Source organism: Actinomadura luteofluorescens (assembly GCF_013409365.1).
Taxonomy (GTDB): Bacteria; Actinomycetota; Actinomycetes; order Streptosporangiales; family Streptosporangiaceae; genus Spirillospora; species Spirillospora luteofluorescens.
The window spans coordinates 3,185,455-3,204,890 of record NZ_JACCBA010000001.1 but is presented as its reverse complement, the minus strand read 5'-3'; the positions used below and the strand labels follow the sequence as shown (position 1 = coordinate 3,204,890).

Here is a 19,436-nt window from a genome sequence, read left to right as displayed (position 1 = left end):
CGCGCCGGAGGGCGTCAGGCCAGGTCGGACGGGTCGGTGTTGGCGCCGCACAGGACGACCACGACGCGCTCCCCGGCGGACGGGCGGTAGGCGCCGCAGCGCAGCGCGGCCACGGCGGCGGCCGTGCCGTGCTCGACGACGAGCCGGTACTCCTCCCACACGAACCGGCGGGCCTCGATGATCGCCTCGTCGGTGACCAGGACGGACCGCGCCCCGGTGCGGGAGGCGACCGCGAACGCGATCTCACCGGCCCGGGACGCGCCGAGGGAGTCGGCGGCGACACCCGACACCTCCACGTCCACGGGACGTCCGGCGTCCAGGGCGCGTTCGAGGGTCGGGGCCGTCACGGGCTCGGCGCCCACGACGCGCGCCCGCCCTTCGAGCGCGGCGGCGACGCCCGCCATCAGCCCTCCGCCGCCGACCGCCAGCAGGACCGTGTCGGCCCCGCCGCCGGTCTGCTCCAGCACCTCCAGGCCGAGCGTGCCCTGGCCCGCGCACACCTCCGGCAGGTCGTAGGCGTGGCAGAACAGCGCGCCGGTGTCGGCGGCGCGCTTGGTGGCGGCGTCCTGCGCCTCGGCGTACCGGGTGCCGACCTGCACGACCGCGGCGCCGAGGGCCCGCAGCCGCGCGACCTTCACCGCGGGCGCCGTCTCCGGCACGTACACCTCGGACGGGACGCCCGCCCGCGCCGCCGCGTACGCGAAGGCCAGCCCCGCGTTCCCGCCGGACGCCGCGACGACGCCCGCCTCCGGAAGCCGCCCCTCCTCCCGCGCGGCGAGGATGTGGTTGAACGCACCGCGCGCCTTGAACGACCCCGTGTGCTGGGTCAGTTCGAGCTTCAGCCACATCCGCCCGGCGGGCGCGAGCGGCTCCGGCTCGACCTCGATGATCGGCGTGCGGCGGACATGGCCCGCGACCCGTTCCGCGGCGGCCTGGACGTCTGAGCGATCGATCACCGGTCTCCCTCCGTGGCATCAGTACCCAACACCAGTTTGGGACATGACCACCGATCGGGCCACCCGGCCCTGACCGGTCGAGCACGCCTCCGTCAGCGGCTCGTGCGGGGTTGGTCAGCGGGCGCGGCGAGTCTTCTCATCGGCGCGGGAGACACGTCCCGCCCGACTAGGGAGGTCCCCATGAAGAACGTCCTCATCTCGGGTGCGAGCATCGGCGGCCCCGCGCTGGCGTACTGGCTGCGGCGGTACGGGTTCGGCGTGACGGTCGTGGAGGTGGCGCCAGGGCCGCGGGCCGGCGGGCAGGCGATCGACGTGCGGGGTCCGGCGCTGGAGGTCGCCGAGCGGATGGGCGTCCTCGACAGGATCCGCGAGCACCGCGTCGAGATGCGCGGCATGTCCATGGTGGACGGGGACGGCAACGAGCTGTACCGCAGCGAGGAGTACACGGTCACCGGCGGCGATCTGGACAGCCCCGACGTGGAGATCCTGCGCGACGACCTGTCCCGGATCCTGACGGAGGCGGCCGGCGACGGCGTCGAGTACCTGTACGGCGACTCGATCGCCGGGCTTGAGCAGGACGGCGACGGCGTCCGGGTCATCTTCCACAGCGGGCTGATCCGCACGTTCGACCTGGTCGTCGGCGCGGACGGCGCGCACTCGGCCACGCGGCGGCTGGTGTTCGGGCCGGAGAAGGACTACCTCACCCACCTCGGCACCTACCTGGCGGTGTGGACGGCCCCGAACTTCCTCGGCCTGGACCGCTGGCAGGTGTTCCACCAGGTGCCGGGCAGCAGCTGGGGCGGCGGCGTGATGAGCGTCCGGGGCAACGAGGAGGTCCGCGTCTACCTGGGGTTCGAGTCCGAGCGGCCGATCGAGTACGACCACCGCGACACCGCCGCGCAGAAGAAGATCATGGCGGACGCGCTGGCCGGCGGCGGCTGGGTGCTGCCCGAGCTGGTGGAGACGATGTGGGACGCGCCCGACTTCCACTTCGACTCGATGGCGCAGATCCGCATGGACTCCTGGTCGAAGGGGCGGGTCGTCCTGCTCGGCGACGCGGGCTACTGCGGGTCGCCGCTGTCCGGGCAGGGCACGAGCATGGCCATGGTCGGCGCGTACGTGCTGGCCGGGGAGCTGAAGGCGGCGGGCGGCGACCACCGCGCAGCGTTCGCGAACTACGAGAAGGAGCTGCGCGGGTACGTCGCCGCCAACCAGGAGCTGGCGCTGACCAACAAGGCGCGGGTCGAGGCCCAGCGCGACGCCGAGATGGGCGCCGAGACCGAGGTCGTCGACTTCCAGGACTTCGGGGAGATCGTCGGCTCGTTCACGGTGCGGGACTACTGAGCGAGGCGGCGCGGTCCAGCAGGACCCGGCGTTCGGGCGCGTTGCGGGTGAGCTCCGCGGCGCGCTCGAACTGCGCGCGGGCCTCCTCCGGGCGGCCGAGGCGGGCGAGCAGGTCGCCGCGGACGCTCGGCAGCAGGTGGTAGCCGCGCAGGGCGGGCTCGTCCACCAGCGCGTCGGCGATCTCCAGGCCCTTCTCGGGGCCCTCCGCCATGCCGACCGCCACGGCCCGGTTCAGCTCCACGACGGGGGACGGCGCGACGCGGGCGAGGACCGCGTAGAGGGCGGCGATCTGCGCCCAGTCGGTGTCCTCGGCGGTGAGCGCCTGCGCGTGGCAGGCGGCGATCGCGGCCTGCAGGACGTACGGGCCGGGCGGCTCCCCGATCCTCTTCGCGCGCAGCAGCGCCTCGAACCCGCGGTGGATCAGGAGCCGGTCCCAGCGGGCGCGGTCCTGCTCCGGCAGCGGGACGGGCTCCCCGGACGGCCCGGTGCGGGCTCTGGTGCGGGACGCCTGGATCTCCATCAGCGCGACGAGCCCGTGCACCTCGGGCTCGCCTGGGGCCAGCTCCGCGAGGACCCGGCCGAGGCGCAGCGCCTCGCGGCACAGGTCCGTCCGCACCCACGCGTCGCCGGCGCTGGCGGCGTACCCCTCGTTGAAGACGAGGTAGACGACCTCCAGCACGGACGCGAGCCGGGCCGCGCGGTCCGGTCCCTCGGGCACCTCGAACGGGACGTTCGACTCCGACAGCGTCCGTTTCGCCCGGACGATCCGCTGCGCCACGGTCGCCTCGGGGACGAGGAAGGCGTGCGCGATCTCCTCGGTGGTGAGGCCGCCGAGCATGCGCAGCGTCAGCGCGACCCGCGCCCGCGCGGACAGCACGGGGTGGCAGGCGGTGAAGATCAGCCGGAGGACGTCGTCCTCGATGCGGTCGTCGTCCGGAACGTCGATCTCCTCGGGCGGCGCCTGGGTCTCCAGGTCGCGGCCGATCTGCTCGATCTTGTCGTCGAGCCGCCGCAGCCGCCGGATCCGGTCGACGGCGCGGCGCTTGCCGACGGCCATGAGCCAGGCGCCCGGGTTATCCGGGACGCCCGACTCCGGCCACTGTTCGAGCGCGGCGACCAGCGCGTCCTGCGCGAGTTCCTCGGCGAGCCCGATGTCGTGCACCATGCGGGCGAGACCGGCGATGATGCGCGCGGCCTCCAGCCGCCACACCGCGTCGATGGTCGCGTGCACGCCCGTGCTCCGCGCGGGCGCCTCTCGCGCCCCGGGCTCGTCCGATGCCGTCACGCCGCCGATGAGAGCACCCGCACCGGCCGCCGCGCAAGCTCGGCGGACGCCCGCCGGCCCGTTTCGGGGTCAGGCGCCGGGGATGTCGTCCGGCCCGAACACCTGCTGGATGACGCCCTCGCCGTCGCCGACGATCGCCCAGAACCGCTTGGACAGTTCGATCGCCTCCTCGCGGGTGCCCACCTCGATGAGCGCGAACCCGACGACCGTCTCCTTGGCCTCGGCGAACGGGCCGTCGAGGACGGTGACCTTGCCGCCGGACGACTTGATCCGGGTGCCGCCGGGCTCCAGCCCGCCGGTGGCGAGAAGCACCCCGCTCCGGGACATCTCCTCGATGAACCTGCCCATCTCCGTCTGCAGCTTCTCGTCCGGCGGCCCGGCGGGGGCGGAACCGTCGTCGGTCGTCATCATCAGGAACCGCATGTCGTCTCCTCTGTTCAGCGGCCGGTCCCTCCCGGCCTGTCACGAACGCGTCGAAGAAGGTGTGACCGGATCGACATCCCAGCCGAAATCTTCCGGATTTTTTTCCTGCCCGTATCGTGCCAGGTCACGGCGCTGCCGGACCGGACACCACCGTAGATACGCCGAGATGCCCAGCAAAGAGGACATTCCGGACTAGTGGGCAAGTGACTCTCCAACGAGTAACTTCATCCGGTGGAAAGTTTTTTCGCGCGTCGAGGAGGGCGTCCCATGGGAGTACCGGCGGACGACCGCGCCCGGGTCGCCCAGGACCACCGGACGGCGGGCCCGACGGTGCTGCGGATGCTGGTCGGCGCGCAGCTGCGCCGCTACCGGGAGGCCGCCGGCATCTCCACCGAGGCCGCCGGGTACGAGATCCGCGGCTCGCACTCCAAGATCAGCCGGATGGAGCTCGGTCGCGTCGGCTACAAGGAGCGCGACGTCGCCGACCTGCTGACCCTCTACGGCGTGACCGACCCGTCGCTGCGCGAGCCGCTGCTGGAGCTGGCCGAGCACGCCGGCGCGCCGGGCTGGTGGCAGCCGTTCGGCGACGTGATCCCGTCCTGGTTCGAGCCCTACCTGGGGCTGGAGCAGGGCGCGGTGCTCGTCCGCGTCTACGAGGCCCAGGACGTCCCCGACCTGCTGCAGACCAGGGACTACGCCCGCGCCCTGATCGCGGCCCGCCACCCGGAGGCGGGGTCCGAGGAGATCGAGCGGCGGGTGGAGCTGCGGATGCGCCGCCGCCGCGTGTTCGAGCGCCCCGACCCGCTGCGGCTGTGGGCGGTGCTGGACGAGGCGACGCTCCGCCGGACGGTCGGCGGCCCCGCCACGATGCGCGCCCAGATCGGGCATCTGATCGAGATGACGGAGCTGCCGCACGTCACGGTGCAGATCGTCCCCCTCGCCTCGGGCGGGCCCGCGGTGGAGGGCGGCCCGATGACGCTGCTGCGGTTCGCCGAGCCCGAGCTGCCCGACGTGGTCTACCTGGAGCACCTCACCAGCGCGCTCTACCCGGACCGGGCCTCCGACATCGCCCGCTACCGCGACGCCCTGAACCGCATCGGCGTCCAGGCCGAGCACCCGGACCGCACCCGGGCGATCCTCCAGACCGCCTTGGCCCGGCTCGTCTAACCGCCGCGCTGGACCGTCCCTACCGCGCGGTGGGGACGTAGGTGGCGATGATGACGCCGGTCGTGAAGACCTTGGTGTCGGACAGCTCGAACGTGGCGGAGAACTCGTCGGCGTTGAGCAGCTCGTCGGTGCCGCGGGGGCCGACGAGCACCGGGTGGATCCACAGGCGCAGCTCGTCCAGCAGGCCGTGCTCGACGAGCGTCCGCGTCACCGGTCCGAATCCGTACTGCAGGATGTCCTGGCCGTCCTGCTCCTTCAGCTTGGTGATCTCGGCGACCGCCTCCGCCCGCGGGATCGCAGTCGTGTCGCCCCAGCCGGGCTTGCGGAGGGAGTCGGACACGACGTAGTGGGGCAGGCTGTTCATCCGGACGCCGAAGTCGCCGGTGGCCTCCTCCATGGCCGGCCAGGCCTGGGAGAAGCCGTCGAACGTCTTGCGTCCCATCAGCACGGCGCCGCAGGAGAACAGCAGTTCCCTGGCGTAGGCGGCGGCCTCGTCCTGGAAGTAGGCCGAGGTCCAGTTCTGCGGGTTCTCGATGACGCCGTCGAGCGACACGTACGTCGAGTTGATGATCTTGCGCATGGTCTCCTCCGTCAGGGTGATCGTTCGCCTTCCGGCGCGGTGGGACCACTGTGCGCGAGAGCGTTTACCGCATCCTTACGCTTCCTTTCCGGCGGCCGCCCCGAGGCGCCGGCGGACGGGTTCGCATTAGGGTCGGAAGATGCGATTCGGGCTGCTCGGGCCGCTCGCGGTCTGGACCGACGACGGCGGGCTCGTCCCCGTGCCGGGGCTGAAGGTGCGGGCGCTGCTGGCGGACCTGCTCGTGCACGAGGGCCGTCCGGTGCCCGCCGACCGGCTGGTCGACGACCTGTGGGGCGACGCGCCGCCCGGGAACCCGATGGGCGCGCTGTCGGCGAAGGTGTCGCAGCTGCGCCGCGTCCTGGAGGACGCGGAGCCGGGCGCGCGGGCGCTGGTGGAGTCGCGCCCGGCCGGATACCTGCTCGCCGCGGCCACCGAGCAGGTGGACGCCCGCCGCTTCCGGTCGCTGGTCGAGCGGGCGCGCGGGGCGGTGGAGCCGAAGGAGAGGGCGGCGCTGCTGGCCGAGGCGCTCGGGCGGTGGCGCGGGCCCGCGCTCGCCGACTTCCGGGACGAGGAGTTCACCCGCGCGGCGGTGGCGAGGCTGGAGGAACTGCGGCTGACCGCGCTGGAGGAACACGCCGAGGTGCGGCTGGAACTCGGCGAGCACGGCGTCCTGGCGGGCGAGCTCGGCGGCGCCGTCGAGGAGCACCCGCTGCGCGAGCGGCTCAGGGCCGCGCACATGCGGGCCCTCTACCGGGCCGGACGGCAGAACGAGGCGCTGGAGAGCTTCGAGAGGTACCGGGTGCTGCTCGCCGACGAGCTCGGCCTGGACCCCGGATCGGAACTGGCCGAGCTCCAGCGGGCCGTCCTGCGGCAGGACCCCGGCCTGGGCGGGCCCGCCGCCGCGCCGCCGCCGCGCCCGCGGTCGAACCTGCCCGTCCCGCCGACCGAGCTGATCGGGCGGGACGGCGCCGTCCGGGAGATCCGGGCCAGGATCGGCACCGACCGGCTGGTCACGCTGACCGGCCCGGGCGGGGTGGGCAAGACGCGCCTGGCGATCGAGACGGCGGCCGGGCTCGCGGACGCGTTCGGCGACGGCGTGTGGATGGCGGAGCTGGCGGGGCTGGAGCGCTCGACCGTGCCCGACCTCGCGGAGGTCGTGACGGCGATCCTCGACATCCGGGACGCGCCCGGCGCGCCCGCCGCGGCGCTCGACCGGCTGGCGGCGGCGCTCGGCGCCCGGCGGCTGCTGCTCGTCCTGGACAACTGCGAGCACGTGGTCGAGCAGGCCGCCGAGCTGGCCGGCCGGCTGCTGCGCGGGGTGCCCGGCGTGCGCGTGCTGGCGACGAGCCGGGAGCCGCTCGGCCTGCCGGGCGAGGTCGTGTGGGCCGTCCCGCCGCTGGACGTGCCGGGCCGCGGCGACGACCCGGCCGCGTCGAGCGCGGTCCGGCTGTTCGCCGAGCGGGCGCGGGCGGCGTCGCGGAGCTTCCGGCTGGACGGGGACACCGCAGGGCCGGTCGGGGAGCTGTGCCGCAGGCTGGACGGCATCCCGCTCGCCCTCGAACTCGCCGCGACCCGGGTGCGGACCCTCGGAGTCGAGGGCCTCGTCGAACGGATCGACGACCGGTTCCGGCTGCTGTCGTCCGGGCACCGCGGCGCCCCGGCCCGGCAGCGCACGCTCACCGCGGTGATCGACTGGAGCTGGGACCTGCTGACCGGGCCGGAGCGCGCGGTGCTGCGCCGGCTGTCGGTGCACGCCGACGGCTGCACGGCCGACTCGGCCGAGGCGGTGTGCGCGGGCGGGGACGTCCCTGACGCGGAGGTCCTCGACGTCCTGGTCCGGCTGGTCGACCGCTCGCTGGTCGTGATGACGGAGCGTCCCGGCGAGGGCCCCCGGTACCGGCTGCTGGAGTCCGTCGCCGCCTACGCGGCCGCGCGGCTGGCGGAGGCGGGGGAGACGCGGCGCGCCGAGGCCGCGCACGGCCGCCACTACCTGGCTCTGGCCGAGCGCGCGGCGGACCTGCTCACCGGGCCCGAGCAGGCGCGCTGGATGGCGAGGCTGGACGCCGAGGCGGCGAACCTGCGGGCCGCGCTCGACACCGCCGGGTCGGCCGACGCCGCGTTGCGGCTGGTCAACGCGCTCGCCTGGTACTGGTTCCTGCGCGGGCGGCTGACCGAGGCGCTGCGGTCGCTGGAGGCGGCCCTCGCGCGGGACGGCGGCTCGCCGGACCTGCGGGCCCGCGCGCTGACCTGGCGGGCGGGGCTGGCCGTGCTCAAGGGCGCCCCCGGCGACTGGAAGGCCCGCCGCGACGAGGCCCTCGCGCTCGTGGACGCCACCGGCGACGACCGCCTGAAGGCGTGGGCGCGCTGGTTCCTGACGTTCGCCCGCGCCGAACTGGACGACACCGGCGAGGGCGCCGCGCGGCTGGAGGAGGCTCTCGCGGGGTTCCGCTCGTCCGGCGACCGGTGGGGCGAGGCGGCGGCGCTCGTCCAGCGCGCCATGCACGCCCACGCGCGCGGCGAGCCCGCCGCTTTGGAGCGCGACGCCGGACGGGCCGCCGTGCTGTTCGGCGAGGTCGGCGACCGCTGGGGACGGCTCCAGGCGGTGGAGTGGCTCGGCGGGCTGGCGGAGCTGACCGGCGACTACGACAGGGCCGAGCGGCTCCACCACGACGCGCAGCGGATGGCCGAGGAGCTGCGGATGTGGCCGGACGTCGCGATGCGGATGGCGTGGCGCGGCTGGATCGCCTACCTGCGCCGCGACCACGTGTCCGCGCGGCGGCTGTTCGGGCGCGCGCGCCGGGTCGCCGTGGAGCAGGGGTTCGCGCCCGCGGTCATGTTCGCCGACATCGGCCTCGGGCTGGCGGCGCAGCGCGAGGGGCGGCCGGAGGACGCCGAGGACCGGCTGCGGCCCCTGCTTGCGGCGGCCTCGCCGGAGGAGTTCCCGCCCCTGTACCTGCCGATGATCCAGACCGGGCTGGGGCGGGTGGCGGAGGCGCGGGGCGACGCGGCGTCCGCCGTGCGGTACCAGCGGGACGCGCTGGCCGTCGCGATCAGGCTGGCCGCGCCGCGCGACCTGGCGGGCGCCCTGGAGTGCCTGGCCTGCGCGCTGGCCCTCACCGGACGGCACGGGGACGCGGCCCGGGCCCTCGGGAAGGCGGCGGCGGTCCGGGAGGCGGCCGGCGTGCCGCCCGGCCCCGTCGAGCAGGACGACATCGACCGGGCCGCCGCGCTGATCGGGGACGGGGCCGGCCCGGACGCGTTCGCCGCGGGCGCGGCCCTCGATCCGGTGGAGATCCTGCGCCGCGCGGAGAACGTCCCTCCGGAAGGTGCGTCCGTATGGGCGGACCGGTAGGGCGCGGACGGTCGGGTGGCGCGGCAGTGCCTCCCGGGACGGGGGAGGTGTGGGCGATTCGTCCTTATTGCAAGAAGGTTGCGAATGGTCGCGGAATCATCACGACCCCTTGTGGCCCCCCTCACACAGGATGATCATGGCCCATCGTGGGGCGACGGGGGTTGGTGCTCAGCCGGATCATCGGCGACCGGACGCTGGTGCTGGCCGCCTGCGCGACCGCGCTGTTCGCCACGACCGTCCTCGCCGCCCTGGTCGGCTACACCGGTTCGGTGACCCGCGAGGGCCTGCGCCGCACGCTCGCCGACGCGACGTTCGAGTCGGTCGGGACGACGCTCGGCACGCACGTCCCCGCGAACGGCCTCCCCAAGGTGCAGAGCCAGGTCGACCGGGCACTCCGCCAGATCTACCGGGACGTCCCGCTGGCGGTCTCGATGAGCGTCCGCAGCGACTCCTACACGCTCCCCGGCCAGGAGAAGAGCGACCACCCCGACCTGACGGCGTTCGAGACCTACACCGGGATCGAGAAGCACGCGCGGCTCACCGAGGGACGCTGGCCCGGCGCGGCCTCCGGCTCCGGCTCCGGTGAGGTCGAGGCGGCCCTGCCCGGCGCCGCCGCCCGCGCGATGCACGCCGGCGTGGACGACGTCCTCACGCTGCACGGCCGCGTCGACAAGAAGTCGGTCGTCAAGGTCCGCGTCGTCGGGCTCTTCGACGTCCCCGACCCGCAGGACTACTTCTGGCAGGACGACAAGCTCGTCACGACCGGCGTCGAACGGCTCACCTATACGAGCTACGGGCCGTTCGTGGTGCCGCCCCAGGTGTTCGCCGCCCGGTTCACCGGCACCGGCTCCGAGGCCCGCTTCACCGTCCTGCCGGACCTGCGCGGCGTCGAGCCCGGCGAGCTCGGCCCCCTCGGCGACCGCGTGGCCGCCGGCGGCGACACCTTCAGGAAGGCCGGCGACGGGGCGCAGTTCAGCGTCGCGACGGACCTGCCCGACCTGACCGCGCAGCTGCGCACCGCGCTCCAGGTGGCGCGCTCCACGATGCTCATCCCGGTGATCCAGCTCGTCCTGCTGGCGGGCTGCGCGTGGCTGCTGGTCGCGCGGCTGCTCGCCGACCACCGGCGCGGCGAGGTCGCGCTGCTGCGCACCCGCGGCCTCGGCATGCGCCAGCTCGCCCGGCTCGGCCTCGTCGAGGGCCTGCTGATCGTGCTGCCCGCCGCGGTGTTCGGCCCGCTGCTGGCCGGGCCGCTGCTGCGCCTGGCCGGGCACGCGCCCGCCGTGCGGGACTCGGGGCTGCGGCTGGACGCCGGGCCGCTCGCGCCGCTGTGGACGGTCTCGGTGCTGACGGCGCTGGCCTGCGCCGTCGTCCTGACGGTCCCGACGCTGCGCGGCGCCAACCGGACGTTCGTGGAGGCCCAGGCCGGCATCGGGCGGCAGGGCCGCGGCGGCCTGCGCGGTTCGGGCACCGACCTGGCCCTGCTGCTCGTCGCCGGGCTCGCGATCTGGCAGCTCACCCGGTACGGGGCGGACGGCGCGGGCGGCGACGGCGCCCCCCGAGGCGGCACGGGCGGCGGCACGGGCGGCGGCACGGGCGGCATCGACCCGTTCATCGTGTCCGGCCCGGCCCTGGCCCTGCTCGCCGGCGGGGTGCTCCTGCTCCGCTTCGTGCCGGCCGTCTCCCGCGTGGCCGAGCGGGTCGCGACCCGCCGCCGCGGGCTCGTGGCCGTCCTCGGCACCCGGCAGGTCGGACGGCGCCAGCTCCGCTACACCGGCCCGGTCCTGCTGCTGGTGATGGCGATGGCCGTCGGGGTGCTGTCGGTCACGACGATGGCGACCTGGCGGCGGTCCCAGACCGACCAGGCCGACTTCCAGAGCGGCGCCGACCTGCGGCTGTCCGCCTCGTCCAGGGAGGGCGGCCCGGAACCGCTCGGGCAGGCCGGACGGTTCGCGGCGCTGCCCGGCGTCTCGGCCGCGACCGGGGTCCTGCGCATGGACGCCGACCTCGGCACCGAACCCGCGACGCTGCTCGGCGTGGACGCCAGGGCGATCGGCCCGCTCCTGCGCGTCGGCCCCGGCCTGCGGAAAGACCTGCGGCTCGGCGAGCTGGCGCGTGCCCGCCCGGCCGTCCCGGCCATGACCGTCCCGGGCGAACCGAAACGGCTGCTGTTCGACGTGCGCCTCAGCCGCTCCGGCCCGGACCCCGAAGTGCCCCCCGACTACGTGCCGCCCCTCGGCGAGGGCTACAAGTTCGTGGTGACCGTCGTGGACGCGCGCGGGCTGACCCGGCAGGTGACCCTGCCCGGAGTCGAGGCGGACGGCAAGGCGCACACCCTCGCCCTCGACACCGCCCAGCTGGCCGGGCGGGACGGCGTGCCGTCCTACCCCCTGTCGGTCCGCGGCGTCCACTTCGACTACGACGACAACAAGATCTCGGGCAGGCTCGTCCTGGAACTGCGGAGCGTCACCGGCGAGGGCACCGGCCCGGCCGCGCGTCCCGCCGGGGCCCGCTGGGACGCCTTCGCCGGGCCGCAGGACCTGGAGCACCCGCTCAGGACCCGCGTCACCGACTCCGGGGACGCCCTCGCGACCCTGACGATCCCCTCCTCGCCCACCCTCGACCGCCAGGGCTTCTACGGCTACGCGACCGGCACGGCCGTCCACGCGATGCTCGGCACGTCCACCCCGCCCTCGCACGACGTCAAGAACACCGACCTGCTGCCCGCCGTGCCGGGCGTCATCACCGAGGAGATGGCGAGCCGCGCCAAGGTCGGCGTCGGCGGCACCGTCACCGTGAACACCATCGACGGCGACCAGCCCGTCAAGGTCGCGGGGATCGCGCCCGCCCTGCCGAGCGTGCCGCCGGGCAGGCCCGGCGTCCTGGTCGACCTGCCCACCCTCACCCAGTCGCGGCTCGCCGTGGACGGCACGGCGGGCGACCCCATCACGCCCCGCGAGTGGTGGGCGTCGGCGCGCGGCGGCCGCACCGCCCCGGCCGTCCGGGACCTCGCCCGGCACCCCGCGTGGGGCGAGGTCGCGGCCGACCGCGTCGAGACGCGCTCCCGGCTCCGCGACGCCCCGCTCGGCGCGGCGCTCCAGGGCGCCCTCGTGCTCGGGTTCGCCGCGGCGCTGGCGTTCGCCGTCATCGCGTTCGTGGTGAACGCCGCGGTCACCGCGGGCGAGCGGTACCGGGAGTTCGCGGTGCTGCGGGCGCTCGGCGTGCCGCCCCGCCAGGTCGCCGGGATGCTCGCGATCGAGCAGGCCTACCTCGTCGGGCTCGGCCTGCTCGGCGGGACGGTCCTCGGCCTGGTCGTGGCGCGGCTCGTCGTCCCGCACATCGTGCTGAGCGTGCAGGCCGCCGAGCCGTACCCGCCCGCCGACCTGGTCGTCCAGTGGCCCGTGGTGCTGGCCGTCGCCGGCGGGGTGGCGGCGGTGCTCGGGCTCGTGCTCGCGCCCGTCGTCCGGACGCTGCGGCGCCGGAACCTCGGCGCCGGCCTGCGCGTGGGGGAGGACCGATGAGAAGTGCCGGGATGCGGCTCGTCCGCGCGCAGTGGGCGCCGCTCACCGCGCTGGCCGTGCTGACGCTGGTGTCGGCGCTGCTCGCCGTCGCCGTCCCGTCCCGGACGACCGCCGGGTACGACGCCGCCGCGGCCGCGGCGGCCGGTCCGGGGGCCGACATCCACGTGAAGGGGGAGGCGGGCGGCTCCGCCGCCTTCGCCGCCGTCCCCAGCGACGCGGCCCTGAACGCCAACGCCCTCGCGTGGCGGGACCGGCTGCCCCCCTCCCTGGCCGAGGTGACGGGCGAGCCCGAGTCGTCGGTCACCTCGCCCTCCCAGGCCGTCGACGGCGAGTTCCGCAGGCCGAGGCTCCTGTACCTGGGCTGGGAACCGGGCGCATGGCGGCGCATCCGCGTCGTCTCCGGCGGCTTCCCCTTCAACAGGACGGGCCAGACGAGCGGCGACATGAACGCGATGGTCGCCAAGCGGTACGCCGACCAGCTCGGCTACAAGGTCGGCGACCGGATCGGACTCGGCGGCCTCACCGTCCGCGTCAGCGGCCTGTACGAACCCGTGAACGCCGCCGACCAGTTCTGGGGCCCCCGCGCCCGGATCCTGCACCCCACCATCGAGTACATGCCCCAGACGACCATCGAGGCCGACGCGGGCACGGCGCTGATCGACCCGGCCGCGTACTCGCGCCTCACGCGCGACCCGCGCCTGAAACTGAACTACGACTGGCGGTTCCCGCTCCGCACCGGCGTGGTCAGCGCGGAGCAGGTCCGCGCCATGACCCGCGACCTCGACGCCTTCCGCTCCGCCGTGGAAGGGCGCGCCGACCTCTTCCCCTGCGAGGTCTCCACCGCCCTGGACAACCGGCTGAAGGAGTTCGCCGGACGCCTCCGCACCGCCCAGTCGGTCGTCGGCCTGGCCTTCGGCGGGCTCGTCGCCGTCGCCGCCGGGCTGCTGCTGCTCGCCGCCGGGCTGCTCGGCGAGCGGCTCCGGCCGATCCTCGGCGTGATGCGGGCGCGCGGCGCGTCGCTGCGCCAGCTCGCCGCGCCCGCCTGCGGGCTGACCGCGCTCGCCGCCGTCCCGTCCGCCCTGCTCGGCTACGCGGCCGGACGGCTGCTGGACGCCGGACCGCCGCAGGCCGCCTCGCTGTACGCGATCGGGCTGCTCGTGGCGGCCGTGCTGGGCCTCCCGGCGGCCATGGTCCTGCGGGAGCGCGGCGGCGGCCTCGGCTCGGTCACCGAACGCCGCGACGACCTCGTCGCGGCGCGCCCCTCCCGGCGGCGGCTCGTCCTGGACGGACTGCTGGTGGTGCTCGCCGTGGTCGGGGTCGTGCTGCTGCGCGAGCGGGGCGCCTCCTCCGGCACCGACCCGCTGGTCGCCTCCGTCCCCGCCCTGCTCGGCGCGGCGCTCGGCGTGCTCGTCCTGCGCGCCTACCCGTACCTGCTGCGCGCGGCCGGGCCGATCCTGCGGCGGCGGACCGGCGCCGTCGCGTTCATCGGCGTCGCCCGCGCGTCCCGGCAGAGCCTCGTCGGCGCGCTGCCGCTGGCCGTCCTGCTGCTGGCCGCGACCATCGCCGGCTTCACCTCCACCGTGGACACCGCGCTGCGGACCGGGCAGGAGCGCGCCTCGTGGGCCGAGACCGGCGGTGACGCGCGCGTCGACGCCGAGTCGCTGGACGACGCGGGCCTGCGCCGCGTCCGCGCGGTCCCCGGCGTCACCGGCGCCGTCCGGGCCCGGGTCATCGCCCGCGCCTCGTCCGCCACCGACCCCGCGCCGCTGACCGTGGTCGGCGTGGACCTCGACGCCTACCGGAGACTCGCGCCCGAAGTGCCCGGCATCCCGGACACGGACACCGGCGCGGGCGCGCTGGTGTCCCCGCTGGCCGCCCGCACCCTGGGCCGGGGCGCCGTCACGCTCAGCCGCGCCGGCATGGACCCGGTGACGGTCAAGGCGTCCGCCCAGATCGAACGCTTCCCCGGGCAGGAGAGGAACAGCGCCTTCGTGATCGTCCCCTACCGGACGGTCGCCGGCGCGACGGGCTTCCCGTCCCAGGTCTTCCTCACCGGCCACGACATCGACGCCAAGGCGCTGCGCGCCGCCGTCCCGGGCGACGACGTCGTCATGCGGCGGCAGGTGCTGCGGAACATGACGGGGCTGCCCCTGGTGTCGGTCGTCCACGACACCTTCCGGGACTCGGCCGTCGCCGGCGGCGTGTACGGGCTCCTCGCCGTCCTGCTCGTCCTCGTCGTGGGGGCCCGCGCCCGCGGCCGGATGATCGCCCACCTGCGCGCCCTCGGGCTGAGCCGCCGGCAGAGCCGCCGCCTCGCCCTCGTCGAGCTCGCGCCCGTCCTGCTGTGCGCGGTCGGCGCCGGGTGGGTGCTCGGCCTCCTGCTGCCGGAGATCACCGGGCCGGTCGTCGACCTGCGCCCCTACACCGGCGGCTTCGCCGTCACCGCGCACGTCCCAGGGCTCCCGGCGCTGCTCGGCCTGCTCGCCGCGCTCCTGCTGGCGGCCGCCGCCGCCGTCGCGGTCGACCGCGCCTTCGACACCGACCCCGGCAACGCCCTGAGAACGGGGGAATGATGACCGAAACGACCGACCTCGCCGAACTGGAGCGCCGCGCCGCCGAACGCGGCCCCGTCTACGGCGAGGGCGCCCACATCGTCTGCGACAACCTGGTGCGCATCTACAAGACCGACGGCGTCGAGGTCGTCGCGCTCCAGGGCCTCGACCTGCTGATCGACCCCGGCGAGCTCGTCGCCATCGTCGGCGCGTCCGGCTCGGGGAAGTCGACGCTGCTGAACATCCTGTCCGGCCTGGACGTGCCGACCGCCGGCGTCGCCCGCGTCGCCGGCTCCGACCTGCTCACCATGGCGTCCAAGGAGCGGCTGGAGTTCCGGCGCGAGAAGGTCGGGTTCATCTGGCAGCAGACGTCCCGCAACCTCCTGCCGTACCTGACCGCCGCGCAGAACGTCGAGCTGCCGATGAGGTTCGCCGGGCGGTCGCGCCGCGCGCGCGCCACCCGTGCCGCCGAGCTGCTCGGCATGCTGGACGTCGGCGACTGCGCGGACCGCCGCCCGGCCGAGCTGTCCGGCGGCCAGCAGCAGCGGATCGCGATCGCCGTGGCCGTCGCCAACGAACCCCAGGTCGTGCTGGCCGACGAGCCGACCGGCGAACTCGACACCGCCACCGCCGCCGGGGTGTTCGCCGCCCTCCGCCGCGTCAACCAGGAGCTCGGCACCACCACCGTCGTCGTCACCCACGACGCGCAGGTGTCCGAGCGCGTCGACCGGACCGTCGGCATCCGCGACGGCCGCACCAGCGTCGAGGTCCGCCGCCGCTCCGAGGAGGACGGGACCCGCGTCGTGGAGGAGTACGCCCTCCTCGACCGCGTCGGCCGCGTCCAGCTGCCCAAGGGGTTCACCCAGTCCCTGGACATGCGCGACCGCGTCCGCCTCGCCCTGGAAAGCGACCACGTCGGCGTCTGGCCCGACCGGGAGGAGACCCGATGACCGCCCCGATGGTGGCCGTGGAAGGACTGGTCCGGACGTTCCGGACGGGCAGGATCGAGGTTCCGGCCCTGCGCGGGGCGTCCTTCACCATCGCGCCGGGCGAGCTCGTCGCCGTCCGGGGCCGCTCGGGCTCCGGCAAGACGACGCTCCTCAACCTCATCGGCGGCCTGGACAGCCCCGACGGCGGCACCGTCCACGTCGACGGGCGCGACGTCGGCGCGCTCTCCGAGGACGACCTGCTCGCCCTGCGCCGCGACGACATCGGCTTCGTGTTCCAGTCGCACGGCCTCATCCCCGTCCTGTCGGCGGCCGAGAACGTCGAGGTTCCGCTGCGGCTCGTCCGCACGCCGCCCGCCGAACGGGACGAGCGCGTCCGCGTCCTGCTGGGCCTCGTCGGCCTGGCCGACCACGCCCTGCAGCGCCCCTACGAGCTGTCCGGCGGCCAGCGCCAGCGCGTGGCGATCGCCCGCGCCCTCGCCAACCGCCCCCGCCTGCTCCTCGCCGACGAGCCCACGGGCCAGCTCGACTCCGAGACCGCCGCCGCGATCATGCCGCTGCTCCGCGCCGTCGTCTCCAGCGAGGGCGTGACCGTCCTGGTGGCGACCCACGACGAGTCCCTCCTCGCCGAGGCCGACCGCGTCCTGACCCTGGAGGACGGCGCCGTCACCGAGGCCTCCGTCCCCGCCTGACCCTCGCCCGCCGAGGCCTTCCACGCCGGCGGTTCCCGCCCCCTTGCCGGGGGCGGAGCCGGGCATGTCCTGTTTGTCCCGTTCCAACGAGTGCGGCGGTAACCCGCGAGACAGGCTTGCGAGGTGATCGTCGGGGGAATCGGTATCGGGGAACAGGAGGGCTCGATGGCGACCGTTGTGCTGGTGGGGACGCTCGACACCAAGGGCGCGGAGTACGCGTGGCTCCGCGACCGGGTGCGCGAGCTGGGCTGCGACACCGTCCTCGTGGACGCGGGGGTCGGACCGTCCGACGTGGAGGCCGACGTCTCCGCCGAAGAGGTCGCGGAGGCCGGGGGCACCTCGCTCCAGGCCCTGCGGGACGCGGGCGACCGGGGCGCGGCCGTCACCGCGATGGGGGAGGGCGCGGCGGTCGTCCTCGCCGCCCTCGACCGGGTGGACGCCGTGCTCGCCGTCGGCGGGAGCGGCGGATCGTCCATCGCGGCGCGGGCCGTCCGGGACCTGCCCATCGGGCTGCCCAAACTGATCGTGTCGACGATGGCGGCGGGTGACGTCGAGCCCTACGTGGGCGCCAAGGACGTCACGCTCACCTACAGCGTCGTCGACATCGCGGGCGTGAACCGGCTGTCGCGCCTGATCCTCGGGAACGCCGCCGCGGCGGCGGCCGGGATGGCCAAGACGCACGCCGTCCCGGAACCCGCGGCGGACGGGCGGCCCCTCATCGGGGCGTCCATGTTCGGGGTCACGACCCCGGCGGTGGACGCCGCCCGGGAACGGCTGGAGGAACTGGGCTACGAGGTGCTCGTCTTCCACGCGACGGGCGCCGGAGGGCGGGCGCTCGAAGGGCTCGTGGAGAGCGGCCTGCTGGCCGGGGTCCTCGACCTGACAACGACCGAGATGGCGGACGACCTCGTCGGCGGCGTCCTGTCCGCGGGACCCGACCGGCTCACGGCGGCCGGACGGCACGGCGTCCCGCAGGTCGTGGCGCCCGGCGCCCTCGACATGGTCAACTTCGGGCCGCGCGCCACCGTCCCCGAACGGTTCGCCGAGCGCCTGCTGTACGTCCACAACCCGACCGTGACGCTCATGCGGACGACACCGGAGGAAATGGGCGAGCTGGGACGCAGGATGGCGTCCAAGCTGGCCGCCGCCACCGGGCCGACCGCACTGTTCGTCCCGCTCAAGGGCGTGTCGGCGCTGGACGCCCCCGGCATGCCGTTCCACGATCCGGTGGCGGACGTGGCCTGCTTCATGGCGCTGGAGGAAGTGGCGGAGGCGGAGATGCTCGACATGCACATCAACGACCCGGAGTTCGGCCGGGCGATGGCCGACCGGCTGCACCGGCTGATCTCGGAGGGCGCGCAGTGAACCGCGAGACCGTCCTGTTCCGGCTGAGGAGCACCGTCGAGGAGGGCAGGCCCGTCATCGGCGCCGGCGCGGGCACCGGGCTGTCCGCCAAGTGCGCCGAGGCGGGCGGCGTCGACCTGATCATCATCTACAACTCGGGCCGCTACCGGATGGCCGGACGCGGATCGCTGGCCGGCCTCCTGCCCTACGGGGACGCCAACCAGATCGTGGTGGAGATGGCGTCGGAGGTGCTGCCCGTCGTCCGCGACACCCCCGTCCTCGCCGGGGTGTGCGGCACCGACCCGTTCCGGGTCATGCCGGTCTTCCTCGACCAGCTCAAGGCCATGGGCTTCGCGGGCGTGCAGAACTTCCCGACGGTCGGGCTCTACGACGGCGTCTTCCGGCAGAACCTCGAAGAGACCGGCATGGGGTACGACCTGGAGGTCGAGATGGTGCGCCTCGCCCACGAGCGCGGCCTCGTCACCGCCCCCTACGTCTTCGACGAGGACCAGGCGCGGGCCATGACCGAGGCCGGCGCCGACGTCCTCGTCCCGCACGTCGGCCTCACCACCAAGGGCAGCATCGGCGCCGGGACGTCCCTCACCCTGGACGAGGCGGTCGAACGCGTCCAGGCCATGCGGGACGCCGCGGCCGCCGTCCGTCCCGACGTCCTCGTCCTGTGCCACGGCGGTCCCATCGCCGAACCCGACGACGCCGCCCACGTCCTGTCCCGGACGGAGGGCGTCGTCGGCTTCTTCGGCGCCTCCTCCGTCGAGCGGCTCCCGACCGAGAAGGCCGTCACCGCGCAGGTCGCGGCCTTCAAGAACCTGGAGATCTGATGCTGAGGAACCCCGGTGACGTGGCGACCGCGACCTTCGACTGGGGGTCGATCAAATGGTTCGTCACCCCGTCCGCGGTGCCCGGGGCGGGCAGCACGCTCGGCGAGGTGATCGTCAACCCCGGCAAGGGCCACGCCCGCCACCACCACCCGAACGCCGAGGAGGTCATCTACGTGATCTCCGGCGAGGCCGCGCAGATGGTCGACGATGGCGAGCCCTTCCTGATCCGCGAGGGCGACGCCGTCCACATCCCCAAGGGCGTCTGGCACTCCACCTACAACATGACCTGGCGCCCTCTCCGCCTGATCGTCACCTACACCCCCGGCGGCGAGGAAAAGGCCCTGGAAGCCGCCCCCGACCACTGCCTGCACGAACCAGGCGCCATCCCCGAATGGCGCCCCGCCTGACCAACGACACCCCACCCCCAAACGGCACGC

At 75.0% G+C, this 19,436-nt stretch carries 14 protein-coding genes; 10 read left to right on the top strand and 4 right to left on the bottom strand.

Translation table 11 applies throughout. The features are described 5' to 3' along the window. Positions 1 to 14: 14 nt before the first annotated feature. Positions 15 to 956, bottom strand: a complete 942-nt coding sequence (locus tag BJY14_RS14755) for a threonine/serine dehydratase (RefSeq protein ID WP_179844134.1) — start codon at positions 954 to 956, stop codon at positions 15 to 17. Between the two features lie 180 nt (positions 957 to 1,136). On the opposite strand from BJY14_RS14755, the gene BJY14_RS14750 reads away from it, so the two are divergent. Beyond that, positions 1,137 to 2,300 carry an FAD-dependent monooxygenase gene (locus BJY14_RS14750; protein ID WP_179844133.1) on the top strand — a complete coding sequence of 388 codons (1,164 nt, stop codon included), beginning with the start codon at positions 1,137 to 1,139 and terminating at the stop codon, positions 2,298 to 2,300. On the opposite strand, the gene BJY14_RS14745 is transcribed toward BJY14_RS14750, so the two are convergent. Further along, positions 2,281 to 3,465 carry an RNA polymerase sigma factor gene (locus BJY14_RS14745; RefSeq protein WP_179849393.1) on the bottom strand — a complete coding sequence of 395 codons (1,185 nt, stop codon included), beginning with the start codon at positions 3,463 to 3,465 and terminating at the stop codon, positions 2,281 to 2,283. The two genes, BJY14_RS14750 and BJY14_RS14745, sit on opposite strands and share 20 nt — an antisense overlap. Positions 3,466 to 3,654: 189 nt before the next feature. Beyond that, the gene (locus BJY14_RS14740; protein WP_179844132.1) at positions 3,655 to 4,008 is read right to left on the bottom strand and encodes a YciI family protein; all 354 of its coding nucleotides are present in this window, start codon (positions 4,006 to 4,008) and stop codon (positions 3,655 to 3,657) included. A 267-nt stretch (positions 4,009 to 4,275) separates the two neighbouring features. Here BJY14_RS14740 and BJY14_RS14735 point away from each other — a divergent pair, with 267 nt between their 5' ends. Beyond that, the gene (locus BJY14_RS14735; RefSeq protein ID WP_179844131.1) at positions 4,276 to 5,175 is read left to right on the top strand and encodes a Sco1979 family transcriptional regulator; all 900 of its coding nucleotides are present in this window, start codon (positions 4,276 to 4,278) and stop codon (positions 5,173 to 5,175) included. Positions 5,176 to 5,194: 19 nt separating this feature from the next. On the opposite strand, the gene BJY14_RS14730 is transcribed toward BJY14_RS14735, so the two are convergent. Then, positions 5,195 to 5,755 (bottom strand): dihydrofolate reductase family protein, encoded by a 561-nt coding sequence (locus BJY14_RS14730; RefSeq protein WP_179844130.1) that lies wholly within the window; start codon positions 5,753 to 5,755, stop codon positions 5,195 to 5,197. A gap of 139 nt (positions 5,756 to 5,894) precedes the next feature. Between BJY14_RS14730 and BJY14_RS14725 the strand changes: the two genes are divergently transcribed. The 8 genes from BJY14_RS14725 (at position 5,895) to BJY14_RS14690 (ending at position 19,406) form a co-directional block, all read left to right on the top strand. Next, complete coding sequence (locus tag BJY14_RS14725; RefSeq protein WP_179844129.1) at positions 5,895 to 9,107, top strand: AfsR/SARP family transcriptional regulator; 3,213 nt, start codon at positions 5,895 to 5,897, stop codon at positions 9,105 to 9,107. A 146-nt stretch (positions 9,108 to 9,253) separates the two neighbouring features. Next, positions 9,254 to 12,625 (top strand): ABC transporter permease, encoded by a 3,372-nt coding sequence (locus tag BJY14_RS47210; protein ID WP_179844128.1) that lies wholly within the window; start codon positions 9,254 to 9,256, stop codon positions 12,623 to 12,625. Further along, positions 12,622 to 15,198 carry a CRISPR-associated protein Cas5 gene (cas5, locus tag BJY14_RS14715; protein WP_179844127.1) on the top strand — a complete coding sequence of 859 codons (2,577 nt, stop codon included), beginning with the start codon at positions 12,622 to 12,624 and terminating at the stop codon, positions 15,196 to 15,198. The genes BJY14_RS47210 and cas5 overlap by 4 nt, the downstream gene beginning before the upstream one ends. Continuing rightward, positions 15,195 to 16,127: an ABC transporter ATP-binding protein gene (locus tag BJY14_RS14710; RefSeq protein ID WP_246395914.1), complete on the top strand. Its 933-nt coding sequence runs from the start codon at positions 15,195 to 15,197 to the stop codon at positions 16,125 to 16,127. Before cas5 ends, BJY14_RS14710 begins: the two co-directional genes overlap by 4 nt. Then, positions 16,124 to 16,816, top strand: a complete 693-nt coding sequence (locus tag BJY14_RS14705; protein ID WP_246395913.1) for an ABC transporter ATP-binding protein — start codon at positions 16,124 to 16,126, stop codon at positions 16,814 to 16,816. Before BJY14_RS14710 ends, BJY14_RS14705 begins: the two co-directional genes overlap by 4 nt. A 165-nt stretch (positions 16,817 to 16,981) precedes the next feature. Beyond that, entirely contained in the window at positions 16,982 to 18,181 is a 1,200-nt protein-coding gene (locus BJY14_RS14700) for a Tm-1-like ATP-binding domain-containing protein (protein ID WP_179844126.1), read from the top strand. Then, positions 18,178 to 18,999, top strand: a complete 822-nt coding sequence (locus BJY14_RS14695; RefSeq protein ID WP_179844125.1) for a phosphoenolpyruvate hydrolase family protein — start codon at positions 18,178 to 18,180, stop codon at positions 18,997 to 18,999. The genes BJY14_RS14700 and BJY14_RS14695 overlap by 4 nt, the downstream gene beginning before the upstream one ends. Then, on the top strand, positions 18,999 to 19,406 hold the full coding sequence (locus BJY14_RS14690) for a cupin domain-containing protein (protein ID WP_179844124.1): 408 nt from the start codon (positions 18,999 to 19,001) through the stop codon (positions 19,404 to 19,406). Before BJY14_RS14695 ends, BJY14_RS14690 begins: the two co-directional genes overlap by 1 nt. Positions 19,407 to 19,436: the final 30 nt, after the last annotated feature.

Excerpts from the sequence above, each read along its gene's own strand:
- BJY14_RS14750 (WP_179844133.1), top strand. The coding sequence starts at position 1,137 with ATGAAGAACGTCCTCATCTCGGGTGCGAGCATCGGCGGCCCCGCGCTG.
- BJY14_RS14745 (WP_179849393.1), bottom strand. The coding sequence starts at position 3,465 with ATGGTGCACGACATCGGGCTCGCCGAGGAACTCGCGCAGGACGCGCTG.
- BJY14_RS14740 (WP_179844132.1), bottom strand. The coding sequence starts at position 4,008 with ATGCGGTTCCTGATGATGACGACCGACGACGGTTCCGCCCCCGCCGGG.
- BJY14_RS14735 (WP_179844131.1), top strand. The coding sequence starts at position 4,276 with ATGGGAGTACCGGCGGACGACCGCGCCCGGGTCGCCCAGGACCACCGG.
- BJY14_RS14730 (WP_179844130.1), bottom strand. The coding sequence starts at position 5,755 with ATGCGCAAGATCATCAACTCGACGTACGTGTCGCTCGACGGCGTCATC.
- BJY14_RS14725 (WP_179844129.1), top strand. The coding sequence starts at position 5,895 with ATGCGATTCGGGCTGCTCGGGCCGCTCGCGGTCTGGACCGACGACGGC.
- cas5 (WP_179844127.1), top strand. The coding sequence starts at position 12,622 with ATGAGAAGTGCCGGGATGCGGCTCGTCCGCGCGCAGTGGGCGCCGCTC.
- BJY14_RS14710 (WP_246395914.1), top strand. The coding sequence starts at position 15,195 with ATGATGACCGAAACGACCGACCTCGCCGAACTGGAGCGCCGCGCCGCC.
- BJY14_RS14705 (WP_246395913.1), top strand. The coding sequence starts at position 16,124 with ATGACCGCCCCGATGGTGGCCGTGGAAGGACTGGTCCGGACGTTCCGG.
- BJY14_RS14700 (WP_179844126.1), top strand. The coding sequence starts at position 16,982 with ATGGCGACCGTTGTGCTGGTGGGGACGCTCGACACCAAGGGCGCGGAG.
- BJY14_RS14690 (WP_179844124.1), top strand. The coding sequence starts at position 18,999 with ATGCTGAGGAACCCCGGTGACGTGGCGACCGCGACCTTCGACTGGGGG.